The organism is Caballeronia sp. ATUFL_F1_KS39, from assembly GCF_023630985.1.
GTDB lineage: Bacteria > Pseudomonadota > Gammaproteobacteria > Burkholderiales > Burkholderiaceae > Caballeronia > Caballeronia zhejiangensis.
The window spans coordinates 182,093-201,346 of the sequence record NZ_JALQDZ010000036.1 but is presented as its reverse complement, the minus strand read 5'-3'; the positions used below and the strand labels follow the sequence as shown (position 1 = coordinate 201,346).

Here is a 19,254-nt window from a genome sequence, read left to right as displayed (position 1 = left end):
TTGGTCGATGAGTTGAAGAGCATGGCGATACGAGCAATCCGATGCAGAATACGCGAACCGCAACCGCTCTGCCAAAGGAACGACATGCAACGCGAACGCATCGACAGCAGCGAAATCATTCGGCGTCTGAAGCTCGAGCCGCATCCCGAAGGCGGCTTCTTTCGCGAGACGTATCGCGCGAGCGGCAACGTCGTGCGCGAGAACGAACGCGAAACGCGTTCGGCGTCCACCGCGATCTACTTTTTGCTTTGCGATGGCGCGCATTCGGCATGGCATCGCATTCGCTCCGATGAAGTCTGGCACTTCTACGCAGGCGATCCGATCGACGTGCATGTGCTCAAAGCGAACGGAACGCTAGTCACGCATCGGCTCGGCAATGCGCTCGATCGTGCCGATGCCGTGTTTCAGACCGTCGTCGAAGCGGGCGACTGGTTCGCGGCGGAATGTCACGATAGAGAAGGCGTATCGCTCGTCGGCTGCACGGTGGCGCCGGGTTTCGAGTTCAGCGAGTTCGAACTGGCCGTGCCGGGCACGCTGGAGGCGCGCTATCCGCAACATCGCGAATTGATACAGCGCCTGAACCCCGAAGTATGACGGTACGCACGTGAGTGCGGTTATCATCGCGCGCATCGTGGACAACAACACAAGGTCAGGCATGAGCGCAGTGCGCCGCGGGATTCAATCGATCGAAGTAGGCGGAGCGCTTTTGCGCGCGCTCGTGGACCACGGCGGCCCGATGCTGCTCGGCGATCTCGCGAAGAAAGCCGGCATGCCGTCGGCGAAGGCGCATCCTTATCTCGTGTCTTACGGCAATCTCGGCCTGATTCAGCAGGATCCCGCGACGGGCCGCTATGAACTCGGGCCGTTCGCGCTGCAAATGGGTCTGATCAGTCTGCAGCGCGTCGATCCGGTGCGCCTCGCGATTGCGGAAGTAGCGAACGTGACGCCCCGCATCGAGCATACCGTCGCGCTCGCGACTGCGGGCAGCTATGGACCGACCATCGTTCACATCCAGCAGGCGAGCGTGCCCATCCACGTCACGATGCGTACGGGCACGGTGATGTCGTTGCTGCAGACGGCGACGGGCCGCGCATTCGCGGCTTATCTGCCGCCGATGACCGTCGATGCGCTCGTCGCCATCGAGCGTGCGGGCGCGTTGCAGGTCGGCGCGCAACGGCGCGACTACACGCGTGCGCAAACCGACGCGATGCTCGCCGAAGTGCGCGAGCACGGCATCGCGCGGGCGATCGACGAGCCCGTCGCGGGCATCAGCGCGATGAGCGCGCCGGTCTTCGATCACACGCGCAATATCGTGCTCGCGATCACGGCGATCGGCCCGAGCGGATCGTTCGACGGCGCGTGGAACGGCGACATCGCGACGGCGCTGCACGCGTGCGCGCAGCGCGTATCGAAGATGCTCGGCTTCGTCGCAGTCTGATCGAAGTCGCGCGATCAAACGGGGCGCCAGTGCCCCGGCATTCACTTTTCATCCTCTGAAGTCCATATGGGCTTTGCTGCGTTTGCACGCCGCATTCCCGTGAACGGGCATACCTTGAAGAAACCGTAAGCGGATGCAAGCGCTCGTCCGTGGCATTCGGGTAAACCTAAATTCAACAGTGTAAAACGGCTTGTACAATGATGAACAACTAACCGAAAGCGAAGTGATTCGCGCCCGAGCCGACCGAGTCCTGTCAGACGAAAGCGACTCGACGATGGAGACGACCGAATGTCCGTGAACTACGCCTCTCTGCGCTTCGAATATGAACGCGCGCCCGATCACGATGCGCCCGCGTCGTCGCCTTATCCCGTTGCGATAGTCGGCGCAGGTCCGGTCGGACTGGCCACGGCCATCGATCTCGCGCAGCAGGGCGTGCGTACCGTGCTGCTCGATAACGACGACACCGTGTCGAGCGGCTCGCGCGCGATCTGCTTCGCCAAGCGCACGCTGGAAATCTTCGATCGTCTGGGCTGCGGCGACAGGATGATCGAGAAGGGCGTGAGCTGGAATGTCGGCAAGGTATTTCTGCAGGATGAGCTTGTCTACACGTTCAATCTTCTGCCGGAAACCGGCCATTCGCGACCCGCGTTCATCAACCTGCAGCAGTACTACGTCGAAGGCTTTCTCGCCGAACGCGCGATGCAACTGGAGCCATTGCAACTGCGCTGGAAGAGCAACGTGACCGGCGTGACGCAGCACGAGGATCACGTCGAACTGCAAGTCGAAACGCCGGATGGCGCGTATCCGCTCAAGGCGCGCTACGTGGTGGCCGCCGATGGTTCTCGCAGCGCGATGCGCAAGCTTCTCGGTCTGGACAGCCACGGCCGCACGTTCAAGGACCGCTTCCTGATCGCCGACGTGAAGATGAAGGCGCCGTTCCCGACCGAACGCTGGTTCTGGTTCGATCCGCCGTTCCATCGCAATCAGTCGGTGCTGCTGCATCGTCAGCCGGACAATGTATGGCGCATCGATTTTCAGCTCGGCTGGGACGCGGACCCGGTCGCGGAAAAAGAGCCCGAGCGTGTGATTCCGCGCGTGAAGGCGTTGCTTGGCGAAGACGCCGAATTCGAACTCGAATGGGTGAGCGTCTACACGTTCTCCTGTTTGCGTATGGACGACTTCAGGCACGGACGCATCATCTTCGCGGGCGATTCCGCGCATGGCGTGTCGCCGTTCGGTGCGCGCGGCGCGAACAGCGGCGTGCAGGATGCGGACAATCTCGCTTGGAAACTGAAGCTGGTCGTGAACGGCGATGCGCCGCATACGCTGCTCGACACCTACGCATCCGAGCGCGAATACGCCGCCGACGAAAACATCCTCAACTCGACGCGCGCCACCGACTTCATCACGCCGAAGAGCGCCGTTTCGAGGCTCTTTCGCGATGCGACGCTCAATCTCGCGAGGGACTGCGCGTTCGCAAGACGCATGGCGAACAGTGGACGGCTCTCGGTGCCCGCGGTGCTGCGCGACTCGACACTCAATACGCCCGACAAGGAAGGCGACGCCTTCAATTGCGCGATGATTCCCGGCGCGCCGTGCGTCGATGCGCCCGTGCGCGTCGATGACCGCGACGCATGGCTGTTGCCGCAGACGCACGGCAGCGCATTCACGGGCATCTATTTCTGCGGGCTCGGACACGGCCCGGAAGTCTGCGCGCAAAGCCTGGCTGCTTTGTCGAACGGGCGGCTTCCGGTTCATGCGCTCGTCGTCGTGCCGCGAGGCATGATGTGTACCGTGCCCGGCGTGACGGTCGTGGAAGATGTGGAAGGCATGGTCGCGCATCGCTTCGACGCGCGTCCCGGCACGTTCTATCTGCTGCGTCCCGATCAGCACGTATGCGCGCGCTGGCGTGCCTTCGATGCCGCATCGGTGACGGCTGCGGTCAAGCGTGCAACCTGCAACGGATGATGAATCGTATGAAGCTCAATCTCGAACTGAATATCGCCGATCACGATGCGTTCTACGAGCGCCTCATCGACACGCACAACGGCCTCTCCGACGAAGCCAGCCACATGCTCAACGCGAAGCTCGTGTTGCTGCTCGCGAATCACATCGGCGATAACGAAGTGTTGAAAGAAGCGCTCGCCGTGGCGCGTCAGGGCCTCGCCGCGAACTAGTCGTTCAGCGCGATGCCCATGCGCTCGCAAATGAACGCGCCGATGCTCGCGATGTCGTTCAGATCGAGCTTCGGCAAGTTTGAATCGAGGGCGGCGGCATCATCGGTTGCGATTGCAACTATCTTCACATCGCTCTTGTAAAGCGGATCGCGGCCCGCCGAGGGCCGCACGACTTCGAGGCGCGGCATTGTTTCGCGCGCGAATCCTTCGACGATCACGAGGTCCGCGTCACTGAGTCGCGCGGCCAGTTCGCTCAGCGGCGGCTCTGCGTCGCCATTCAACTCGCGCACGATCGCATAGCGGTACGGCGATGCGATCAACACTTCTCCCGCGCCCGCGCGACGAAAGCGCGCGCTGTCCTTGCCGGGCGGTTCGAGCTCGATCGAATGATGACTGTGCTTGATGACGTTGACGGTGACGCCGCGTGCGCGCAGCCACGGCAGAAGCGCTTCGATCAACGTGGTCTTGCCTTGGCCCGAGCGGCCCGAGATGCCGAAGAGCGGCGGATGACGCGAGTTCATGCGCGAGTTCATGCGAATGGTCGGCTGATTGTTCTGGTTTCGATCAAGCGAGTTTAACGGCTCGATGGCGAGCGGGGAGAAATCGCGCTATCGTCGGGCATTGCCTTTGCGGCGGAACGCGTCGGCGCATAGCGGGTTTCCGACCCCGACGCCTGCCGCCTCAGTGATTCAAGGAACCGACATGGCCGAAGACAATCCCAGCACCGCTATCGCACCGCAGCAGTTTTCCATCGACGTGATGCTCGAAAAATACGCCAAGGGCGACGAGACTCGCGTCGACGATATTTATCGCCGCGTGGCGCGCGGTGTCGCGCGGGCCGAGCTTGAAGAAACGCGCGCGAAGATCGAAGCGGAGTTCGTCGATAACTTCAAGCGCGGCGCGCTAGGCGCGGGGCGCATCATGAGCGCGGCGGGCGCGGGCATCGATGCGACCCTCATCAACTGTTTCGTGCAGCCGGTCGGCGATGCGATACAGGGCGTCGATAGCAACGGCTTGCCGGGCATCTACGTCGCGCTGTTGCAAGCGGCCGAGACGATGCGTCGCGGCGGCGGCGTCGGCTATAACTTTTCCGCCATACGTCCGCGAGGCGCGCGTGTGCATTCAACCGGATCGGCGGCGTCAGGCCCATGCAGCTACATGGATGTATTCGATGCATCGTGCCGCACGGTCGAAAGCGCCGGCGCGCGGCGCGGTGCGCAAATGGGCATTCTCGACTGCACGCATCCCGATCTGCTCGAATTCATCGCGGCGAAGCACACGAAAGGGCGCTGGAACAATTTCAACGTATCGATCGCGGTGACGGACGAGTTCATGCAGGCCGTCGCCGACGACGCGTCGTGGCAGCTCGTGCACAAGGCCGAGCCATCGCCCGCGCAACGCGCAGCCGCGGACATGCATCAGCGCGATGATGGCTTGTGGGTCTATCGCGAAGTGCAGGCGCGCGAAGTGTGGAACACGATCATGCGCTCGACCTACGATGTCGCGGAGCCGGGCGTCGTGTTCATGTCGCGCATGAACGATGACAACAACCTGCGCGCGATCGAGTCGATCCGCGCGACCAATCCATGCGGCGAGCAGCCGCTGCCCGCATACGGTTGCTGCAATCTCGGCCCGCTCAATCTCACGCGCTTCGTGCACGATCCGTTTGCGCAGATCCGTGGCGGCGCGCCGTCGTTCGACTGGGACGGCCTCGCGCGCACGACGCGCACCCAAGTGCGTTTTCTCGACGACGTGCTCGACGTCACGCTCTGGCCGCTCGAAGAACAGGCGCGCGAAGCGGCGGCGAAGCGGCGCATCGGCGTGGGCTTTACGGGCCTCGGCGATACGCTCGTGATGCTCGGTTTGCGCTATGACGCGCAGGAAGGCCGCGATTTCGCTACGCGCGTCGCACGCACGATGCGCGACGAAGCATATCGCGCATCCGTCGAGCTCGCGAAGGAGCGCGGCAAGTTTCCGCTTTTCGATGCGAAGCATTATCTGCAAGAGGGCACGTTCGCCTCGCGCTTGCCGGACGACATCAAGCGTGCGATTCGCGAGCACGGCATTCGCAACAGCCATCTGCTTTCGATCGCGCCGACAGGCACCGTGAGCCTCGCGTTCGCGGACAACGCATCGAATGGCATCGAGCCCGCGTTCTCGTGGACGTATCAGCGCACGAAGCGCATGGCCGACGGTTCGCGTCAGACCTTCGCTGTCGAAGATCACGCATACCGGCTGTATCGCGAGATGGGCGGCGATGTGAATGCGTTGCCCGACTACTTCGTGAGCGCGCTGGACATGTCCGCGCACGATCACATGGAAATGATGGCGGCGGTGCAGCCTTTCGTCGATACGTCGATCTCGAAGACCGTCAATGTGCCCGCCGATTATCCGTTCGACAAGTTTCAGGATCTCTATTTCGAAGCGTGGCGGCGCGGCTTGAAAGGGCTTGCAACGTATCGGCCCAACGAGACGCTGGGCGCGGTGCTGTCCGTCGCGCCTGCCGAAACGCCGAGCGATTCGCCGGACCCCGAGCTCGATCTCGATCCGTTGCGCATCGCGATCGATCATCGGCCCAAAGGAGAGCTGCCTGCGATCATCGAGAAGGTCGAGTATCTGACGCAGGCGGGCAAGAAGTCGCTCTATCTGGCGGTGTCGTTCATCGAAGTGACGGGGCGCATCGGCGGCGAGGACGTGACGATCGAACGGCCCATCGAGTTCTTCATTCCCACGGGGCAGCGCGACGAATCACAGCAATGGATCACGGCGACGATGCGTTCGATCTCGCTGGCCGCGCGCGGCGGCTTCGCGGCGCGCACGCTTCAGGACATGCGTAAAGTGTCGTGGGATCGCGGACAAGTGCGTCTCGGCGATGTCGAAAGGCTCGACGGACATCGCAGTCCGCGCTGGCACGATTCGGAAGTGGCCGCGCTAGCGTATGCGATCCAGCAGATTCTTCATCGACGCGGTTTTCTCGATGCAGAAGGCAACCAGGTACCGTCGCGCGTGCTTGCGCGCAAGGGCGCCGATCGCGCGCCGCATCCGGTAGCTGTAGCCGATGAACGCGATGACATATCCGAAGGTGCCGCGCAAGGCGAAATCGATCCACATAGCCTGCCCCTGATGCACGGCCGTAAATGCGCGACCTGCGGCGCCAATGCAGTGATCCGCAAGGACGGCTGCGACTTCTGCACGGCATGCGGCGAAATCGGCGCGTGCGGTTGAGTTGAAAAAAAGGCGCGGGCATTCGTCCGCGCCTTCCTGTCACGCTCAATGCGAGCGTTCAGTGCTGTCCTGCTTCGTATCTTGTGCAACGCCCGGTTCATGCGCGCTGTGCTGCGTGAACGGATGCCACACCGGCGTGAGCGTTGGCAGTTCGTCGAGAAGCGAGAACTGATCGAGCGACGTGTTTTCGAACATGATGACCTCTTGATTCTTTTGCCGATCGCGCAATCAACGCGCGATCACGTTGCCTTGCGTCGCCGAGCCATTGGCGTATTCGACGATCCCGCGATTGCGCGCTTCCGCTTGCGCCGCATCGCGTGCGCGTTGATCGCTTTGCGCGGCGATGGCATCGCCCCACATGCTGCGATCCGGATACGTGTTGCGATTCAATGCCGGCAACGAGCCGTTCGAGTACGCGGCCGCGAGTTCGGCACGCACTTGCGCTCGTGTCTTGGGCGTATCGCTCGCATTGGCCTGAGTTTGCGTCTGAACCTGATACGTGCCTGCGTGGCCGATGCCCTGGCCGCTCTCCGCGAAAGCGGTCGTCGTGACGACGGCGGAGATGGCTGCGAGAGAAAACCCCGTGATGAGTTGTTTCATGCTTGCGACTCCTTTCATTCCGATGCAGCGTGCGGGCAAATGCGGATTGCATTCGGCGTTGAGCGTGCTGCGTTGGGATTGAATGTAGCCGCGCGACACCGGCGGATAAATGCCGTATCAGCGAATAGATTTATCGATTTCGGCGAATAATCGCGCAGAGGCTTGATGCGTGGGCGTTTGCAGGCGCGCTAGGCAAGCTGCTTATGGAAGAACGTAGTCCCGCAGAGCGTGCCGTCGGGCATCAAGGCGTAGTTCGGCACGACGCCGACACGCTGCCATCCGGCGCGTTGGTAGAGACGTTCTGCATCGCCGCCGGTGACGGTATCGAGCACGAGAACGGACTTGCCGGCTGCACGCGCGGCATCGTCGGCGGCGCTCATCAGATGCTGTGCAATGCCACGGCGTCGCGCGCGGCGCGCGACGAGCATCTTCGCGATATCGGCGCGATGCGGCTGATTTTCCGGCTGATCGATGACGACCTGCACCGTGCCGAGCACATGCCCGTCCGCGCTCTCTGCAACGAGCAGGATGCGTTCGTTGCGCACGACGCCATTGGCGACGCGCGTCCAGAATTCGACGGCGGTCGCGCGCGAAATAGGCAACATGAAACTGACCGACGCGCCGCCTTCGACGCAATCGATGAGCACGTCCGCCAGCGCTTCGATATACCGCGTGACTTCATTCGCGCCGAGGCGGCGCACGGTAATCTCATTGTTCATGATTTGTTTTCCGTGGCCGCCTCTCGGCAGATGCTTAGCTATGCAACTATGTCCTCGGTGCCCGCGACTTCCGGCGTGCCATGCCGCACGATGGTCGGCGACGGCGTGCTCGTCGGCAGGCAGCGTTCCTCTGCATCCTTCTGACCTTGCAGCAACGGGCAGCGCTCGAACAACTCCGCGGCCCAGTCGACGAACACGCGCACCTTCGGCGACAGATGCCGGTTATGCGGATACACCGCGGAAATAGGCATCGGCAGCGGATTCCATTGCGGCAGCACTTCGATGAGCTCGCCCGCGCGCAGATGCGGCAGCGCCATGAAGCGCGGCACCTGGATGATGCCGACGCCCTTCAGGCCGCAGCTCAGATACGCTTCGGCGTCGTTCACCGCGATCATGCCGCGCATCTTCACTTCGATGGTTTCATCGTCGACGACGAAATCCATGTCCATGATGCGGCCCGTGCGGCTAGAAAAATAATTCACCGCCGTGTGATTCTGCAAATCGTCGATGGTTTTCGGCGTGCCGTTGCGTTCCAGATATTGGGGCGCGGCCACCGTCACGCCCTGAAACACGCCGATGCGGCGCGCGACGAGACTCGAATCCTGCAGCGTGCCCACGCGAATCACGCAATCGACGCCTTCCTGAATCAGATCGACCGGCTTGTCGCCGAAGCCCATCATCAGTTCGACTTCCGGATAGCGCGTGTGGAAATCGCATAGCTGCGGCATCACGATGAGCCGCCCGATCGCGCCGGGCATGTCCACGCGCAACTTGCCGTGCGGGCCTTTCCCGTTGTTCGAAAACGAGCCTTCCGCTTCTTCGATGTCCGCGAGGATGCGTACGCAGCGCTCGTAATACGCTGCGCCGTCCGGCGTGAGATTGAGCCTGCGCGTCGTGCGCTGAAGCAGCCGCACGTTCAGATGCGCTTCCAGATTCTGGATGATCGTCGTGACCGAGGCGCGCGGCAGATTGAGCGTGTCCGCTGCGCGGGAAAAGCTGTTGGTGTCGACGACGCGAGTGAAGACCTGCATTGCCTGAAGCCGATCCATGTTCTCTCACCTTCTTTACTTAGCGATGCAACTATTTAAGCGCGCGCTAAAGAATGACGGAAGAACAATCGCGAGGGATAACCACGATTGTTCGGTGCGACCGAATTGTGTTGCCGGATTATAGGCATTTATTAAAAAAGGCGCGGCCTCCAGAATTCGCAGCATCGCAACTTATGCGTGAAGGCCTTGCAGCATGGGCCTCGCACCGAGAATAACCATGGCAACACTGTTGGATCTGGAGTCGAGTCCGCGCTTGTGCATCGAAGATGTGCACATCACGGGACACGCGCAGCCGATCACGCTGCGCAGCTATCGTCCCGCATCGGACGGCACGATCCTGCCCATCGTTCTTTACTTCCACGGCGGCGGATTCATTCGTGGCGGACTCGACGACGCGGATATCGCAGCAGCGACGATCGCGCGCGATACACCCGCGTGGGTCGTGTCCGTCGGCTATTCGCTCGCGCCGAAGTTTCCGTTTCCCGCCGCGCCCGAAGACGGCTATCGCGCCGCGCAATGGGCCGTCGCGCATGCGCGTTCGCAGCGCGCGGACCCGCAGCGCATCGGCGTCGTGGGCCATGACGCGGGCGGCAATCTCGCGACCTGCGTCGCGGCCATCGCGCGCGATCGCGGCGATATTCGCATGTCCGCGCAAGCGCTGCTCGCGCCGTTGCTCGACCCGAGCATGACGCGCCTCGCCGACGAACGCAAAGTGCTGTGCCCCGATTTCGAAGCATGCGAATGCGCGCAGTGGTATCGCGCGTATCTGCCGAATCCGTCGCAACGTCTGCATCCGTACGCCGCGCCGCTCGAATCGCGACGTCTCGGCGGATTGCCGCCCGCGATGATCGCGAGCGCCGAGCACGATCTGCTGCATATCGAGGCCGAGAAATACGCGGGCGAATTGATCGCAGCGGGTGTGCCGACCGAAGTCACGCGTCATTGCAAGACCTCGCACCAGGCGCTCGCCGCGCATCCCGAAGCGCTCGCGGATGTCGTCGCGTTCTTCAGGAAGCGCCTCGCACGCGCGAAGTAAGCGCGAAAGATAACCGCAAGATTCGGCACGCCAGCCACGCATCACACAACAACAATCTCAACGCTAACCGGAGCCTTCACCATGTCATTCACTCGCAAACGCATCTACGCCGCGCTAGGCGCGGTGCTGATCGTCGCCGGCGCGGGCGGTTATACCGCCTTGCGCGGCCACGGCGATTCGGCGATCAACGAAGCCAAAGCCGCCGCGCACAGCCCGACTGCAACGGAAGTGGACGTCGCAGCGGTCGTGTCGAAGACCATCACCGACTGGCAAAGCTATTCGGGCAGGCTCGAAGCGGTCGATCACGTCGACATTCGTCCGCTCGTTCCCGGCACGATCGTCGCGGTGCATTTCAAGGACGGCCAGCTCGTGAAGAAGGGCGATGCGCTCTTTACGATCGATCCGCGTCCTTACGAAGCCGAAGTGGACCGCGCTCAGGCGCAGCTCGCGGCGGCGCAGGCGCGCAATGGTTATACGTCGACGGATGCGGCGCGCGCCGAACGCCTGCTCGCCGACAACGCGATCGCCAAGCGCGACTACGACGAGAAACAGAACGCTGCGCGCGAGGCCGTCGCCAACCTGAAGGCCGCGCAGGCTGCGCTCGAAGCCGCGAAGATCAATCTCGCGTACACGCATATCGTCGCGCCGGTGTCGGGCCGCGTGTCGCGCGCGGAACTTACTGTGGGCAACATCGTGTCGACGGGGGCGAATGCGCCTTTGCTCACGACGCTTGTTTCCGTATCGCCGATCTACGCATCCTTCGATGTCGATGAACAAACGTATCTGCGCTATCTCGGCCGCGATGCGGGCAGCACGGTGCCGGTGTCGCTCGGTCTCGCGAACGAAGATGGCTATTCGCGCGAAGGCGTCGTCGATTCCGTCGATAACCGGCTCGATACGACGTCCGGCACCATCCGCGTGCGTGCCCGCTTCAACAATCCCGACGGCACGCTCGTGCCCGGGCTCTATGCACGCGTGAAGGTCGGCGGCGGCTCGCCGCATCCGGCCGTGCTCGTGGAAGACGAAGCGATCGGCACCGATCAGGACAAGAAGTACGTGATGGTCGTCGACAAGGACAACCGCGTGCAGTATCGCGAAGTCACGCTGGGTCAGACGCATGAAGGCCTGCGCGTGATCTCGAAGGGTTTGCAGCCGGGCGAGCGCATCGTCGTCAACGGCCTGCAGCGCGTGCGTCCCAACGATGTGATCAAGGCCAACAACGTCGCGATGAATGACGACGACAAAGCGCCCGCCGTGAAGACGGCATCCGCACAGTGATGCGCGTCATCCGCAACAGACAGAACTCGTCATGAACATATCCAAATTTTTCATCGATCGCCCGATCTTTGCGGGCGTGCTATCGGTGGTCGTGCTGCTGGCGGGCGTCATCGCGATGTTCAAGCTGCCGATCTCCGAATATCCGGAAGTCGTGCCGCCTTCGGTCGTCGTGCATGCGCAGTATCCCGGCGCAAACCCGAAGGTGATCGCGGAGACCGTGGCCTCGCCGCTCGAAGAGCAGATCAACGGCGTCGAGGACATGCTCTACATGCAGTCGCAAGCGAACAGCGACGGCAATCTCACGACGACCGTAACGTTCAAGCTCGGCACCGATCCGGACAAGAACACGCAGCTCGTGCAGAACCGCGTGAACCAGGCATTGCCGCGTCTGCCGCAGGACGTGCAGCGTCTCGGCGTGACGACGATCAAATCGTCGCCGACGCTGACGATGGTCGTTCACCTCAATTCGCCCAACGGTCGTTACGACATGACGTATCTGCGCAATTACGCGCTGATCAACGTGAAGGACCGGCTCGAACGCATCGCGGGCGTGGGCGAAGTGCAGCTGTGGGGCTCGGGCGATTACTCGATGCGCGTGTGGCTCGATCCGCAAAAGGTCGCGCAGCGCGGCATGACCGCGACCGATGTCGTCAACGCGATCCGCGAGCAGAACGTGCAGGTCGCGGCGGGCGTGATCGGCGGATCGCCGACGCTGCCGAACGTGCCGCTGCAACTGAACGTGAATGCGCGCGGCCGCTTGCAGAACGAGTCGGAGTTTCGCGACATCGTGCTGAAGACGTCGCCCGATGGCGCGGTCACGCATCTCTCCGATGTCGCGCGCGTCGAGCTGGCTGCATCGGAATATGGTCTGCGTTCGTTGCTCGACAACAAGTCGGCAGTTGCAATCGCAATCAATCAGCAACCGGGCGCGAACTCGCTGCAGATTTCCGACGAAGTCCGCAAGACGATGAAGGAACTGAAGGCGGACATGCCCGCGGGTCTCGAATACGAGATCGTCTATGACCCGACACAGTTCGTGCGCTCCAGTATCGAAGCCGTGATTCACACGCTCGCTGAGGCGATCGCGCTGGTGGTGCTCGTCGTGATCGTGTTCCTGCAAACGTGGCGCGCGTCGATCATCCCGCTGCTCGCGGTGCCGGTGTCGATCGTCGGCACATTCTCGCTGCTGCTTGCATTCGGATTCTCGATCAACGCGTTGTCATTGTTCGGGATGGTGCTTGCGATCGGTATCGTCGTCGACGATGCGATCGTGGTCGTCGAGAACGTCGAGCGCAACATCGAAGCGGGGTTATCGGCGAGAGAAGCGACGTATCAGGCGATGCGCGAAGTGAGCGGGCCGATCATCGCGATTGCATTGACGCTCGTTGCCGTGTTCGTGCCGCTCGCGTTCATGTCGGGTCTCACGGGCCAGTTCTACAAGCAGTTCGCGATGACCATCGCCATCTCGACGGTGATCTCGGCCTTCAACTCGCTGACGCTGTCGCCGGCGCTCGCCGCGCTGCTGCTGAAAGGCCACGACGAGCCGAAGGACTGGCTCACGCGAGGCATGGACCGCGTGTTCGGCGGCTTCTTCCGCGGCTTCAACAAGGTCTTTCATCGCGGTTCGGATGCGTACGGCAAGGGCGTGAAGAGCGTCATCAACCGCAAGGCATTGATGATGGTCGTGTATGCCGTGCTGCTCGGCGGCGCGGTGCTGATGGGCAAGATCGTGCCGGGCGGCTTCGTGCCCGCGCAGGACAAGGAGTACCTCATCAGCTTCGCGCAGTTGCCGAACGGCGCATCGCTCGATCGCACGGAAGGCGTGATCCGTCAGATGTCGGATATCGCGCTGAAGCAGCCGGGCGTGGAAAGCGCGGTGGAATTTCCGGGCTTGTCGGTGAATGGCTTCACGAACTCGTCGAGCGCGGGCATCGTGTTCGTCACGCTGAAGCCCTTCAAGGAGCGCGTGCATGACAAGGCGCTGTCCGCAGGCGCGATTGCCGGCGCGCTGAATCAGAAGTACGCGGGCATCAAGGGCTCGTTCATCGCCGTGTTCCCGCCGCCGCCGGTGCTCGGTCTCGGCACGCTCGGCGGCTTCAAGATGCAGCTCGAAGATCGCGGCGCGCTCGGCTATGCGGCACTCGCCGATGCGACCCAGGCGTTCATCAAGCGCGCATCGCAAACGCCCGAGCTTGGACCGACGTTCTCGAGCTATCAGATCAACGTGCCGCAGTTGAACGTCGATCTGGATCGCGTGAAGGCGAAGCAGCTGGGCGTCTCGGTGACGGACGTGTTCGACACGATGCAGGTGTATCTCGGCTCGCTCTACGTGAACGACTTCAATCGCTTCGGACGGGTGTATCAGGTGCGCGTGCAGGCGGATGCGCCGTTCCGCGCGAATCCGGAAGACATCGGCTTGCTGAAGACGCGTAACGCGAATGGCGACATGGTGCCCTTGTCGTCGCTCGTGAAGGTGACGCCGACGTATGGTCCGGAGATGGTCGTGCGCTACAACGGCTATACCGCCGCCGATATCAACGGCGGTCCTGCGCCCGGCTATTCATCGGGCCAGGCGCAGGCGGCGGCGGAACGCATCGCGGCCGAAGTGCTGCCGCGCGGGATCAAGTTCGAATGGACCGATCTCACGTATCAGCAGATCCTCGCGGGCAACGCTGCGCTGTGGGTCTTCCCGATCAGCGTGCTGCTCGTGTTCCTCGTGCTCGCCGCGTTGTATGAAAGCCTGACGCTGCCGCTCGCGGTCATTCTGATCGTGCCGATGAGTATTTTGTCCGCGCTGGTCGGCGTATGGCTCACCGATGGCGACAACAACATCTTCACGCAGATCGGTTTGATGGTGCTCGTGGGCTTGTCGGCGAAGAACGCGATTCTGATCGTCGAGTTCGCACGCGAACTGGAGATGCAAGGACGCACGATCGTGCAGGCCGCGATAGAAGCGAGCCGCCTGCGTTTGCGCCCGATTCTGATGACGTCCATCGCGTTCATCATGGGTGTGGTGCCGCTCGTGCTGTCGACGGGCGCGGGTTCGGAAATGCGTCATGCAATGGGCGTGGCGGTGTTCTTCGGCATGTTGGGCGTGACGCTCTTCGGCCTGATGCTGACGCCGGTGTTCTACGTGATCCTGCGCAAGCTCTCGCGCACCGAGCACGTAACGGACAAGCACGGCACGCATCCGCAGATGCGCGGTATTGGTGCTTCGGTCGAAGCGCAGTGAGGTGAATGATGAATAAGCTGCATGTTTTATCGAGTCTGATGGCGTCGTTGTTGCTGGTCGCGGGCTGCTCGCTCGCGCCGACCTACGAGAAGCCCGACGTCAATGCGCCGTCCGCCTACAAGGAAACGCCGCAAAAGACGCTCGATGCATCGGAAGCGGGTACGTGGAAGACCGCGCAGCCGTCCGAAGAGATGATGCGGGGCGAATGGTGGACGATCTTCGACGACGCCACGCTCAACGATCTGGAAAAGCAGGCGCAGGACGCGAACCAGAACCTGAAGGCGGCGGCCGCGCGCGTGAAGGAAGCGCGCGCGATCAACCAGACGGCGCGGGCGGGCTTGTTCCCGACGCTCGATGCGGGCTTCGGCCCGACGCGCGAGAAGTTCTCGCCGGCATCGCAGTTCCTGCCCGCCGATGGCAACGTGCCTGCGCAAACGCTGTGGCGCGCGCAGGCGAGCGTGTCGTATGAAGTCGATCTGTTCGGCCGCGTGTCGAACTCGGTGCAAGCCGCGAACGCGGACACGCAGCAAAGCGAGGCGTTGTTCCGTTCGGTGCAGTTGGCATTGCAGGCTGACGTCGCGCAGAACTACTTCAATCTGCGCGAGCTCGATGCGGAAAGCGATGTCTTCACGCGCACCGTGCAGCTACGCGAGGAAGCGTTGAAGCTCGTGCAACGCCGCTACACCGAAGGCGATATCAGCGAACTCGACGTGGCCCGCGCGAAGTCCGAGCTCGCGACAGCGCGTTCGGATGCGATGACGGTGCAACGTCTGCGCGCGGCATCGGAACATAGTCTCGCGGTATTGCTCGGCAAGTCGCCCGCCGAATTCACGATGGCCGCGAATCCGCTCAAGCCGGTAACGGTGCGCGTGCCGCCCGGTTTGCCTTCGGCGCTGCTCGAACGTCGTCCCGATGTCGCGGCGGCGGAACGCGCGATGGCTGCGGCCAATGCGCGTATCGGCGTGGCGAAGGCGGCGTTCTTCCCGTCGCTCACGTTGACGGGCTCGGGCGGCTTCGAATCCGCGACGCTCGGCGATCTCTTCAAGTGGTCGAGCCGCACATTCCTGCTCGGGCCGTTCGCGGGTACGGCGCTGAATATCCCGATCTTCGATGGCGGCCGTCGCAAGGGCAATCTCGCGAATGCGCGCGCGATATATGAAGAGGATTCGGCGAACTATCGTCAGCAGGTGCTCGTTGCGTTCCGCGAGGTCGAGGACAATCTGTCGGATCTGCGCATCCTCGAAGATCAGACCGCGACGCAGGACGATGCAGTGAAGGCGTCGGTGCGTGCCGCGCAGTTGTCGCGCACGCAGTACACCGAAGGCGCGGTGAATTACCTCGACGTGATCGATGCGGAGCGCACCGTATTGCAGACGCAGCGCGCCTCGGTGCAGTTGCGGGGCACGCAGGCGGTATCGACGGTGAATTTGATCCGCGCACTGGGCGGCGGCTGGGGCGATGCGAAGCCCACGCCGGTGCCCGAGCCGAGTCTCGCGCAGAAGTAGCATGAAGATGGCCCTGCATCGCGCAGGGCCATTTTTTCTCGGGGCGCGCATCGATGACAGCTCGATTGTTCGCCTCCCGGAACATATGTCTTCACCTGCGGGGCGTTTATCCGCACGGCTCGAATCCATAGAATTTCAATCATGGGATAGGGAGCCGATGATGAAAGACTTGATCGCAAAACAACTGTATCAGCCGGCGGTGGTGTTGCCACTGCTACTGTTGACGCGCCTGATGGTCACGCTCGACTTCAATCTCGCGCAAGTCATGTTCGTAATGGTATTGAGAGGTTCGCAGCACGCATATCAGTTCGCGCTGCGTCATGCGGTTTCGCGTCAGCGCAATGGCGCGAGCGTGAAGCATCTGCCCTGCAACAACTGCTGCTGACGCGCGCCGCGCTATCGACCTCAATACACTTCGGGAACGTACATCTCATCCGGCACGGGCTGGCGCAAATAATCGGGATTGAACACGCGGTCGGGCAGTTCGATCGGCGGATGCTCGACATCGTGATACGGCACCTGACTCAGCAAGTGATGAATGCAGTTCAGGCGCGCACGTTTCTTGTCGACGGCATGCACGACCCACCACGGCGCTTCGGGAATGTGCGTGCGCTGAAGCATCACTTCCTTGGCCGCCGTGTAGGCCTCCCATCGGCGGCGGCTCTCCAGGTCCATCGGGCTCAGTTTCCACTGCTTCAAAGGATCTTCGATACGCGCCTGGAAGCGCACTTCCTGTTCGTCGTCGGTGATCGAGAACCAGTACTTCACGATCTGAATGCCGCTTCGCACGAGCATCTTCTCGAACTCGGGAACCGAGCGGAAGAATTCCTCATACTCTTCGTCCGTGCAGAAGTTCATCACGCGCTCGACGCCCGCGCGGTTATACCAGCTTCGATCGAACAGCACGATCTCGCCCGCCGCCGGCAAATGCGACACGTAGCGCTGGAAATACCATTGCGTGCGCTCGCGATTGTTCGGCGCGGGCAGGGCGGCCACGCGGCACACGCGCGGATTCAGCCGTTGCGTGATGCGCTTGATCGCGCCGCCTTTGCCCGCCGCATCGCGTCCCTCGAACAGCACCACGAGCCGATGTCCCTCGTGCACGACCCAGTCCTGCAGCTTCACGAGTTCGCCTTGCAAGCGAAACAGCTCGCGAAAATAGGTCTTGCGTAACTGACGCTCTTCATCGGAGAAAGTCGATTCGCCGTCCAGGAAGCGATCGTCGATCTCCATCTCGAACTCTTCGTCGTAGCTGTCGATGATGTCGGCGTGGAAACGGCGCTGCTTTTCCGTCGTGTTCATGAGGGGCTCCGTGGCGTTCTTGGGCTGCCGCCGTCGCGATGACGGTCGCGGCGCGGGACGGCCGATTGTGACGACATTCGATGGCAGTCACATGACAGCGGCTGATTCGTTCATTCTAGCGAGCGATTCGCTGCTTTATGACGCGGCGTCGCGCGCCGTTAGAATGTTCCGGCACTTCGATGGCATTTTGAAGTTCGATTTCATCTTCCCCATATCAAGCGAGCGAACGCGATGACCGCAACGATCCATAGTTTCGACGAAGCTCAAACCGCGCGCCTCGTGCCGTATGACCGGCTCGTCGACACCCTCGCCGCGACGATGCTCGATTACGCGGCGGGACGCATCGTGAGTCCAGAGCGCATGGTGGTGCCGATCGAAGGCGGCGTGATGTTGTCGATGCCCGCGAGCGCCGCCGATCTCGCGATGCACAAGCTCGTGAACGTTTGCGCGGGCAACGGCGCGCTCGGCCTGCCGACGATCCACGGTCAGGTGACCGCCTACGATGCCATGACAGGCGTGCCGCAATTCATGCTCGATGGCCCGACGGTGACGGGCCGGCGCACGGCGGCGGTATCGATGCTCGCGATCCGCGCGCTTCACGATGCCGCGCCGCGCGAGGTGCTCGTCATCGGTACGGGCAAGCAGGCTGCGTATCACGTCGAGGCGCTCGCCGCTATTTATCCCGATGCGCGCATCCTCGTGCAAGGCTCCCGTCCCGGGCGGGCGCGCGAGTTCTGTGCGGCGCATGCATCGCTTTCGAAGCAGCTTGCCGCGCTCGACGAGTCCACGATTCCCGATTCGATCGATGTCGTCATCGCCGCGACCACGAGCAAGACGCCGGTCTATACGTTGCCCGCGCGCGCGGGCCGCCTCGTGATCGGCGTGGGCGCATTCACCGCCGATGCCGCCGAGATCGCCGCCGCGACCGTGCATGCAAGCGCGCTTTACGTCGACGACCCTGCGGGCGCGCGTCACGAAGCAGGCGATTTCATTCTCGCGGGCGTCGAATGGAACGATGTGCACGCATTGGCGGTCGCGCTCGCGGCGCCGTCCAAAGCCGTTGATGCATTGCAACCGGTGCTGTTCAAATCGGTCGGCTGCGCGGCTTGGGATCTTGCGGCATGTCGCGTCGCGCGTGCGGTTTTGTCGGAGGAAAGCGTCGCGGCGCGCTAGGCCGTGCAAGGGGAACGCCAGCTTGGAACGGTACTTGCTGTACGTCTCTTTAATGACAGAGACGCCATAAGCGTCACATGACAAACGGCGCCAAGGTGCGCCACAGCAATCGAGCCAGCGAACTAACCCATGAAAAGTCGATACGACAGCAAGTGGCACCCGTGGATTCCGGCGCGCGACGACGGACGTGAGGGCGCGGGTGGCGCGGCGGACGGGGAACGCCAGACGACTCCGCATGCGAGCGCGGCGCCGCCTGCGGCTTATTTCATCTCGGTTCTTGAGCTTGCGACGGGCGAGAAACTCGGCAATGACGAGCGTCTGCGCGCCGTCGCGATGCTGGAATCGCAATTCGGTGCGGGGCGTCCGCGCACGCTGAAGGAAGCGGTGCGAATCTGCGCGGCGGCGATCGATTCATCGACGCTGCAGCGCATGGCGCGCGGCGCAAAGGCCTAGAACACGTCTGAAAAGACAGCTTCGGCGAAGCGCGTTTTTTCACACGTGTGTAAAACGCGCGTGCTCG

General features: G+C 62.5%; 18 protein-coding genes. 12 read left to right on the top strand and 6 right to left on the bottom strand.

What is annotated here, in order from left to right:
* Positions 1-84: 84 nt before the first annotated feature.
* The 4 genes from NCR93_RS18110 (at position 85) to NCR93_RS18095 (ending at position 3,615) form a co-directional block, all read left to right on the top strand.
* Positions 85-594: a cupin domain-containing protein gene (locus NCR93_RS18110; RefSeq protein WP_175979454.1), complete on the top strand. Its 510-nt coding sequence runs from the start codon at positions 85-87 to the stop codon at positions 592-594.
* Positions 595-655: 61 nt separating this feature from the next.
* Positions 656-1,438, top strand: coding sequence for an IclR family transcriptional regulator (locus tag NCR93_RS18105; RefSeq protein ID WP_008353065.1), 783 nt, complete (start codon positions 656-658; stop codon positions 1,436-1,438).
* 288 nt (positions 1,439-1,726) lie between these two features.
* Positions 1,727-3,406, top strand: a complete 1,680-nt coding sequence (locus tag NCR93_RS18100) for an FAD-dependent oxidoreductase (RefSeq protein WP_175979453.1) — start codon at positions 1,727-1,729, stop codon at positions 3,404-3,406.
* Between the two features lie 8 nt (positions 3,407-3,414).
* Positions 3,415-3,615 (top strand): DUF2783 domain-containing protein, encoded by a 201-nt coding sequence (locus tag NCR93_RS18095; RefSeq protein ID WP_175979452.1) that lies wholly within the window; start codon positions 3,415-3,417, stop codon positions 3,613-3,615.
* Here the strand turns inward: NCR93_RS18095 and mobB are convergent.
* Positions 3,612-4,136, bottom strand: a complete 525-nt coding sequence (gene mobB / locus NCR93_RS18090) for a molybdopterin-guanine dinucleotide biosynthesis protein B (protein ID WP_175979574.1) — start codon at positions 4,134-4,136, stop codon at positions 3,612-3,614. The two genes, NCR93_RS18095 and mobB, sit on opposite strands and share 4 nt — an antisense overlap.
* Positions 4,137-4,317: 181 nt before the next feature.
* Between mobB and NCR93_RS18085 the strand changes: the two genes are divergently transcribed.
* Positions 4,318-6,840 carry an adenosylcobalamin-dependent ribonucleoside-diphosphate reductase gene (locus NCR93_RS18085; RefSeq protein WP_175979451.1) on the top strand — a complete coding sequence of 841 codons (2,523 nt, stop codon included), beginning with the start codon at positions 4,318-4,320 and terminating at the stop codon, positions 6,838-6,840.
* A 45-nt stretch (positions 6,841-6,885) separates the two neighbouring features.
* On the opposite strand, the gene NCR93_RS18080 is transcribed toward NCR93_RS18085, so the two are convergent.
* The 4 genes from NCR93_RS18080 to NCR93_RS18065 form a co-directional block, all read right to left on the bottom strand.
* Positions 6,886-7,035 (bottom strand): hypothetical protein, encoded by a 150-nt coding sequence (locus tag NCR93_RS18080; protein ID WP_239294398.1) that lies wholly within the window; start codon positions 7,033-7,035, stop codon positions 6,886-6,888.
* 33 nt (positions 7,036-7,068) lie between these two features.
* The gene (locus NCR93_RS18075) at positions 7,069-7,440 is read right to left on the bottom strand and encodes a DUF4148 domain-containing protein (RefSeq protein ID WP_008353071.1); all 372 of its coding nucleotides are present in this window, start codon (positions 7,438-7,440) and stop codon (positions 7,069-7,071) included.
* Between the two features lie 188 nt (positions 7,441-7,628).
* The gene (locus NCR93_RS18070) at positions 7,629-8,159 is read right to left on the bottom strand and encodes a GNAT family N-acetyltransferase (RefSeq protein ID WP_008353072.1); all 531 of its coding nucleotides are present in this window, start codon (positions 8,157-8,159) and stop codon (positions 7,629-7,631) included.
* A gap of 38 nt (positions 8,160-8,197) precedes the next feature.
* Positions 8,198-9,208, bottom strand: a complete 1,011-nt coding sequence (locus NCR93_RS18065) for a LysR family transcriptional regulator (RefSeq protein WP_008353073.1) — start codon at positions 9,206-9,208, stop codon at positions 8,198-8,200.
* Between the two features lie 217 nt (positions 9,209-9,425).
* Between NCR93_RS18065 and NCR93_RS18060 the strand changes: the two genes are divergently transcribed.
* From NCR93_RS18060 to NCR93_RS32045, 5 genes are all read left to right on the top strand, one after another.
* Positions 9,426-10,244 carry an alpha/beta hydrolase gene (locus tag NCR93_RS18060; protein ID WP_008353075.1) on the top strand — a complete coding sequence of 273 codons (819 nt, stop codon included), beginning with the start codon at positions 9,426-9,428 and terminating at the stop codon, positions 10,242-10,244.
* An 81-nt stretch (positions 10,245-10,325) separates the two neighbouring features.
* Positions 10,326-11,522, top strand: a complete 1,197-nt coding sequence (locus NCR93_RS18055) for an efflux RND transporter periplasmic adaptor subunit (RefSeq protein WP_175979449.1) — start codon at positions 10,326-10,328, stop codon at positions 11,520-11,522.
* Between the two features lie 31 nt (positions 11,523-11,553).
* On the top strand, positions 11,554-14,754 hold the full coding sequence (locus NCR93_RS18050; protein ID WP_008353078.1) for an efflux RND transporter permease subunit: 3,201 nt from the start codon (positions 11,554-11,556) through the stop codon (positions 14,752-14,754).
* A gap of 5 nt (positions 14,755-14,759) precedes the next feature.
* Positions 14,760-16,259 (top strand): efflux transporter outer membrane subunit, encoded by a 1,500-nt coding sequence (locus tag NCR93_RS18045; RefSeq protein WP_033537058.1) that lies wholly within the window; start codon positions 14,760-14,762, stop codon positions 16,257-16,259.
* 1 nt (position 16,260) lies between these two features.
* On the top strand, positions 16,261-16,644 hold the full coding sequence (locus NCR93_RS32045; protein WP_308196618.1) for a hypothetical protein: 384 nt from the start codon (positions 16,261-16,263) through the stop codon (positions 16,642-16,644).
* Between the two features lie 20 nt (positions 16,645-16,664).
* On the opposite strand, the gene ppk2 is transcribed toward NCR93_RS32045, so the two are convergent.
* Positions 16,665-17,561, bottom strand: coding sequence for a polyphosphate kinase 2 (gene ppk2, locus NCR93_RS18035; RefSeq protein WP_008353084.1), 897 nt, complete (start codon positions 17,559-17,561; stop codon positions 16,665-16,667).
* A gap of 231 nt (positions 17,562-17,792) precedes the next feature.
* Here ppk2 and lhpI point away from each other — a divergent pair, with 231 nt between their 5' ends.
* The gene (lhpI, locus tag NCR93_RS18030) at positions 17,793-18,734 is read left to right on the top strand and encodes a bifunctional Delta(1)-pyrroline-2-carboxylate/Delta(1)-piperideine-2-carboxylate reductase (protein WP_175979448.1); all 942 of its coding nucleotides are present in this window, start codon (positions 17,793-17,795) and stop codon (positions 18,732-18,734) included.
* Positions 18,735-18,863: 129 nt separating this feature from the next.
* Positions 18,864-19,187, top strand: a complete 324-nt coding sequence (locus NCR93_RS18025) for a hypothetical protein (RefSeq protein WP_008353089.1) — start codon at positions 18,864-18,866, stop codon at positions 19,185-19,187.
* The last annotated feature ends 67 nt before the right edge of the window (positions 19,188-19,254 follow it).

What these genes read in the sequence shown, in the direction of transcription:
- NCR93_RS18110 (WP_175979454.1), top strand. Translation starts at nt 85, where the DNA reads ATGCAACGCGAACGCATCGACAGCAGCGAAATCATTCGGCGTCTGAAG.
- NCR93_RS18105 (WP_008353065.1), top strand. Translation starts at nt 656, where the DNA reads ATGAGCGCAGTGCGCCGCGGGATTCAATCGATCGAAGTAGGCGGAGCG.
- NCR93_RS18100 (WP_175979453.1), top strand. Translation starts at nt 1,727, where the DNA reads ATGTCCGTGAACTACGCCTCTCTGCGCTTCGAATATGAACGCGCGCCC.
- NCR93_RS18095 (WP_175979452.1), top strand. Translation starts at nt 3,415, where the DNA reads ATGAAGCTCAATCTCGAACTGAATATCGCCGATCACGATGCGTTCTAC.
- mobB (WP_175979574.1), bottom strand. Translation starts at nt 4,136, where the DNA reads ATGAACTCGCGTCATCCGCCGCTCTTCGGCATCTCGGGCCGCTCGGGC.
- NCR93_RS18085 (WP_175979451.1), top strand. Translation starts at nt 4,318, where the DNA reads ATGGCCGAAGACAATCCCAGCACCGCTATCGCACCGCAGCAGTTTTCC.
- NCR93_RS18080 (WP_239294398.1), bottom strand. Translation starts at nt 7,035, where the DNA reads ATGTTCGAAAACACGTCGCTCGATCAGTTCTCGCTTCTCGACGAACTG.
- NCR93_RS18075 (WP_008353071.1), bottom strand. Translation starts at nt 7,440, where the DNA reads ATGAAACAACTCATCACGGGGTTTTCTCTCGCAGCCATCTCCGCCGTC.
- NCR93_RS18070 (WP_008353072.1), bottom strand. Translation starts at nt 8,159, where the DNA reads ATGAACAATGAGATTACCGTGCGCCGCCTCGGCGCGAATGAAGTCACG.
- NCR93_RS18065 (WP_008353073.1), bottom strand. Translation starts at nt 9,208, where the DNA reads ATGGATCGGCTTCAGGCAATGCAGGTCTTCACTCGCGTCGTCGACACC.
- NCR93_RS18060 (WP_008353075.1), top strand. Translation starts at nt 9,426, where the DNA reads ATGGCAACACTGTTGGATCTGGAGTCGAGTCCGCGCTTGTGCATCGAA.
- NCR93_RS18055 (WP_175979449.1), top strand. Translation starts at nt 10,326, where the DNA reads ATGTCATTCACTCGCAAACGCATCTACGCCGCGCTAGGCGCGGTGCTG.
- NCR93_RS18050 (WP_008353078.1), top strand. Translation starts at nt 11,554, where the DNA reads ATGAACATATCCAAATTTTTCATCGATCGCCCGATCTTTGCGGGCGTG.
- NCR93_RS18045 (WP_033537058.1), top strand. Translation starts at nt 14,760, where the DNA reads ATGATGAATAAGCTGCATGTTTTATCGAGTCTGATGGCGTCGTTGTTG.
- NCR93_RS32045 (WP_308196618.1), top strand. Translation starts at nt 16,261, where the DNA reads ATGAAGATGGCCCTGCATCGCGCAGGGCCATTTTTTCTCGGGGCGCGC.
- ppk2 (WP_008353084.1), bottom strand. Translation starts at nt 17,561, where the DNA reads ATGAACACGACGGAAAAGCAGCGCCGTTTCCACGCCGACATCATCGAC.
- lhpI (WP_175979448.1), top strand. Translation starts at nt 17,793, where the DNA reads ATGACCGCAACGATCCATAGTTTCGACGAAGCTCAAACCGCGCGCCTC.
- NCR93_RS18025 (WP_008353089.1), top strand. Translation starts at nt 18,864, where the DNA reads ATGAAAAGTCGATACGACAGCAAGTGGCACCCGTGGATTCCGGCGCGC.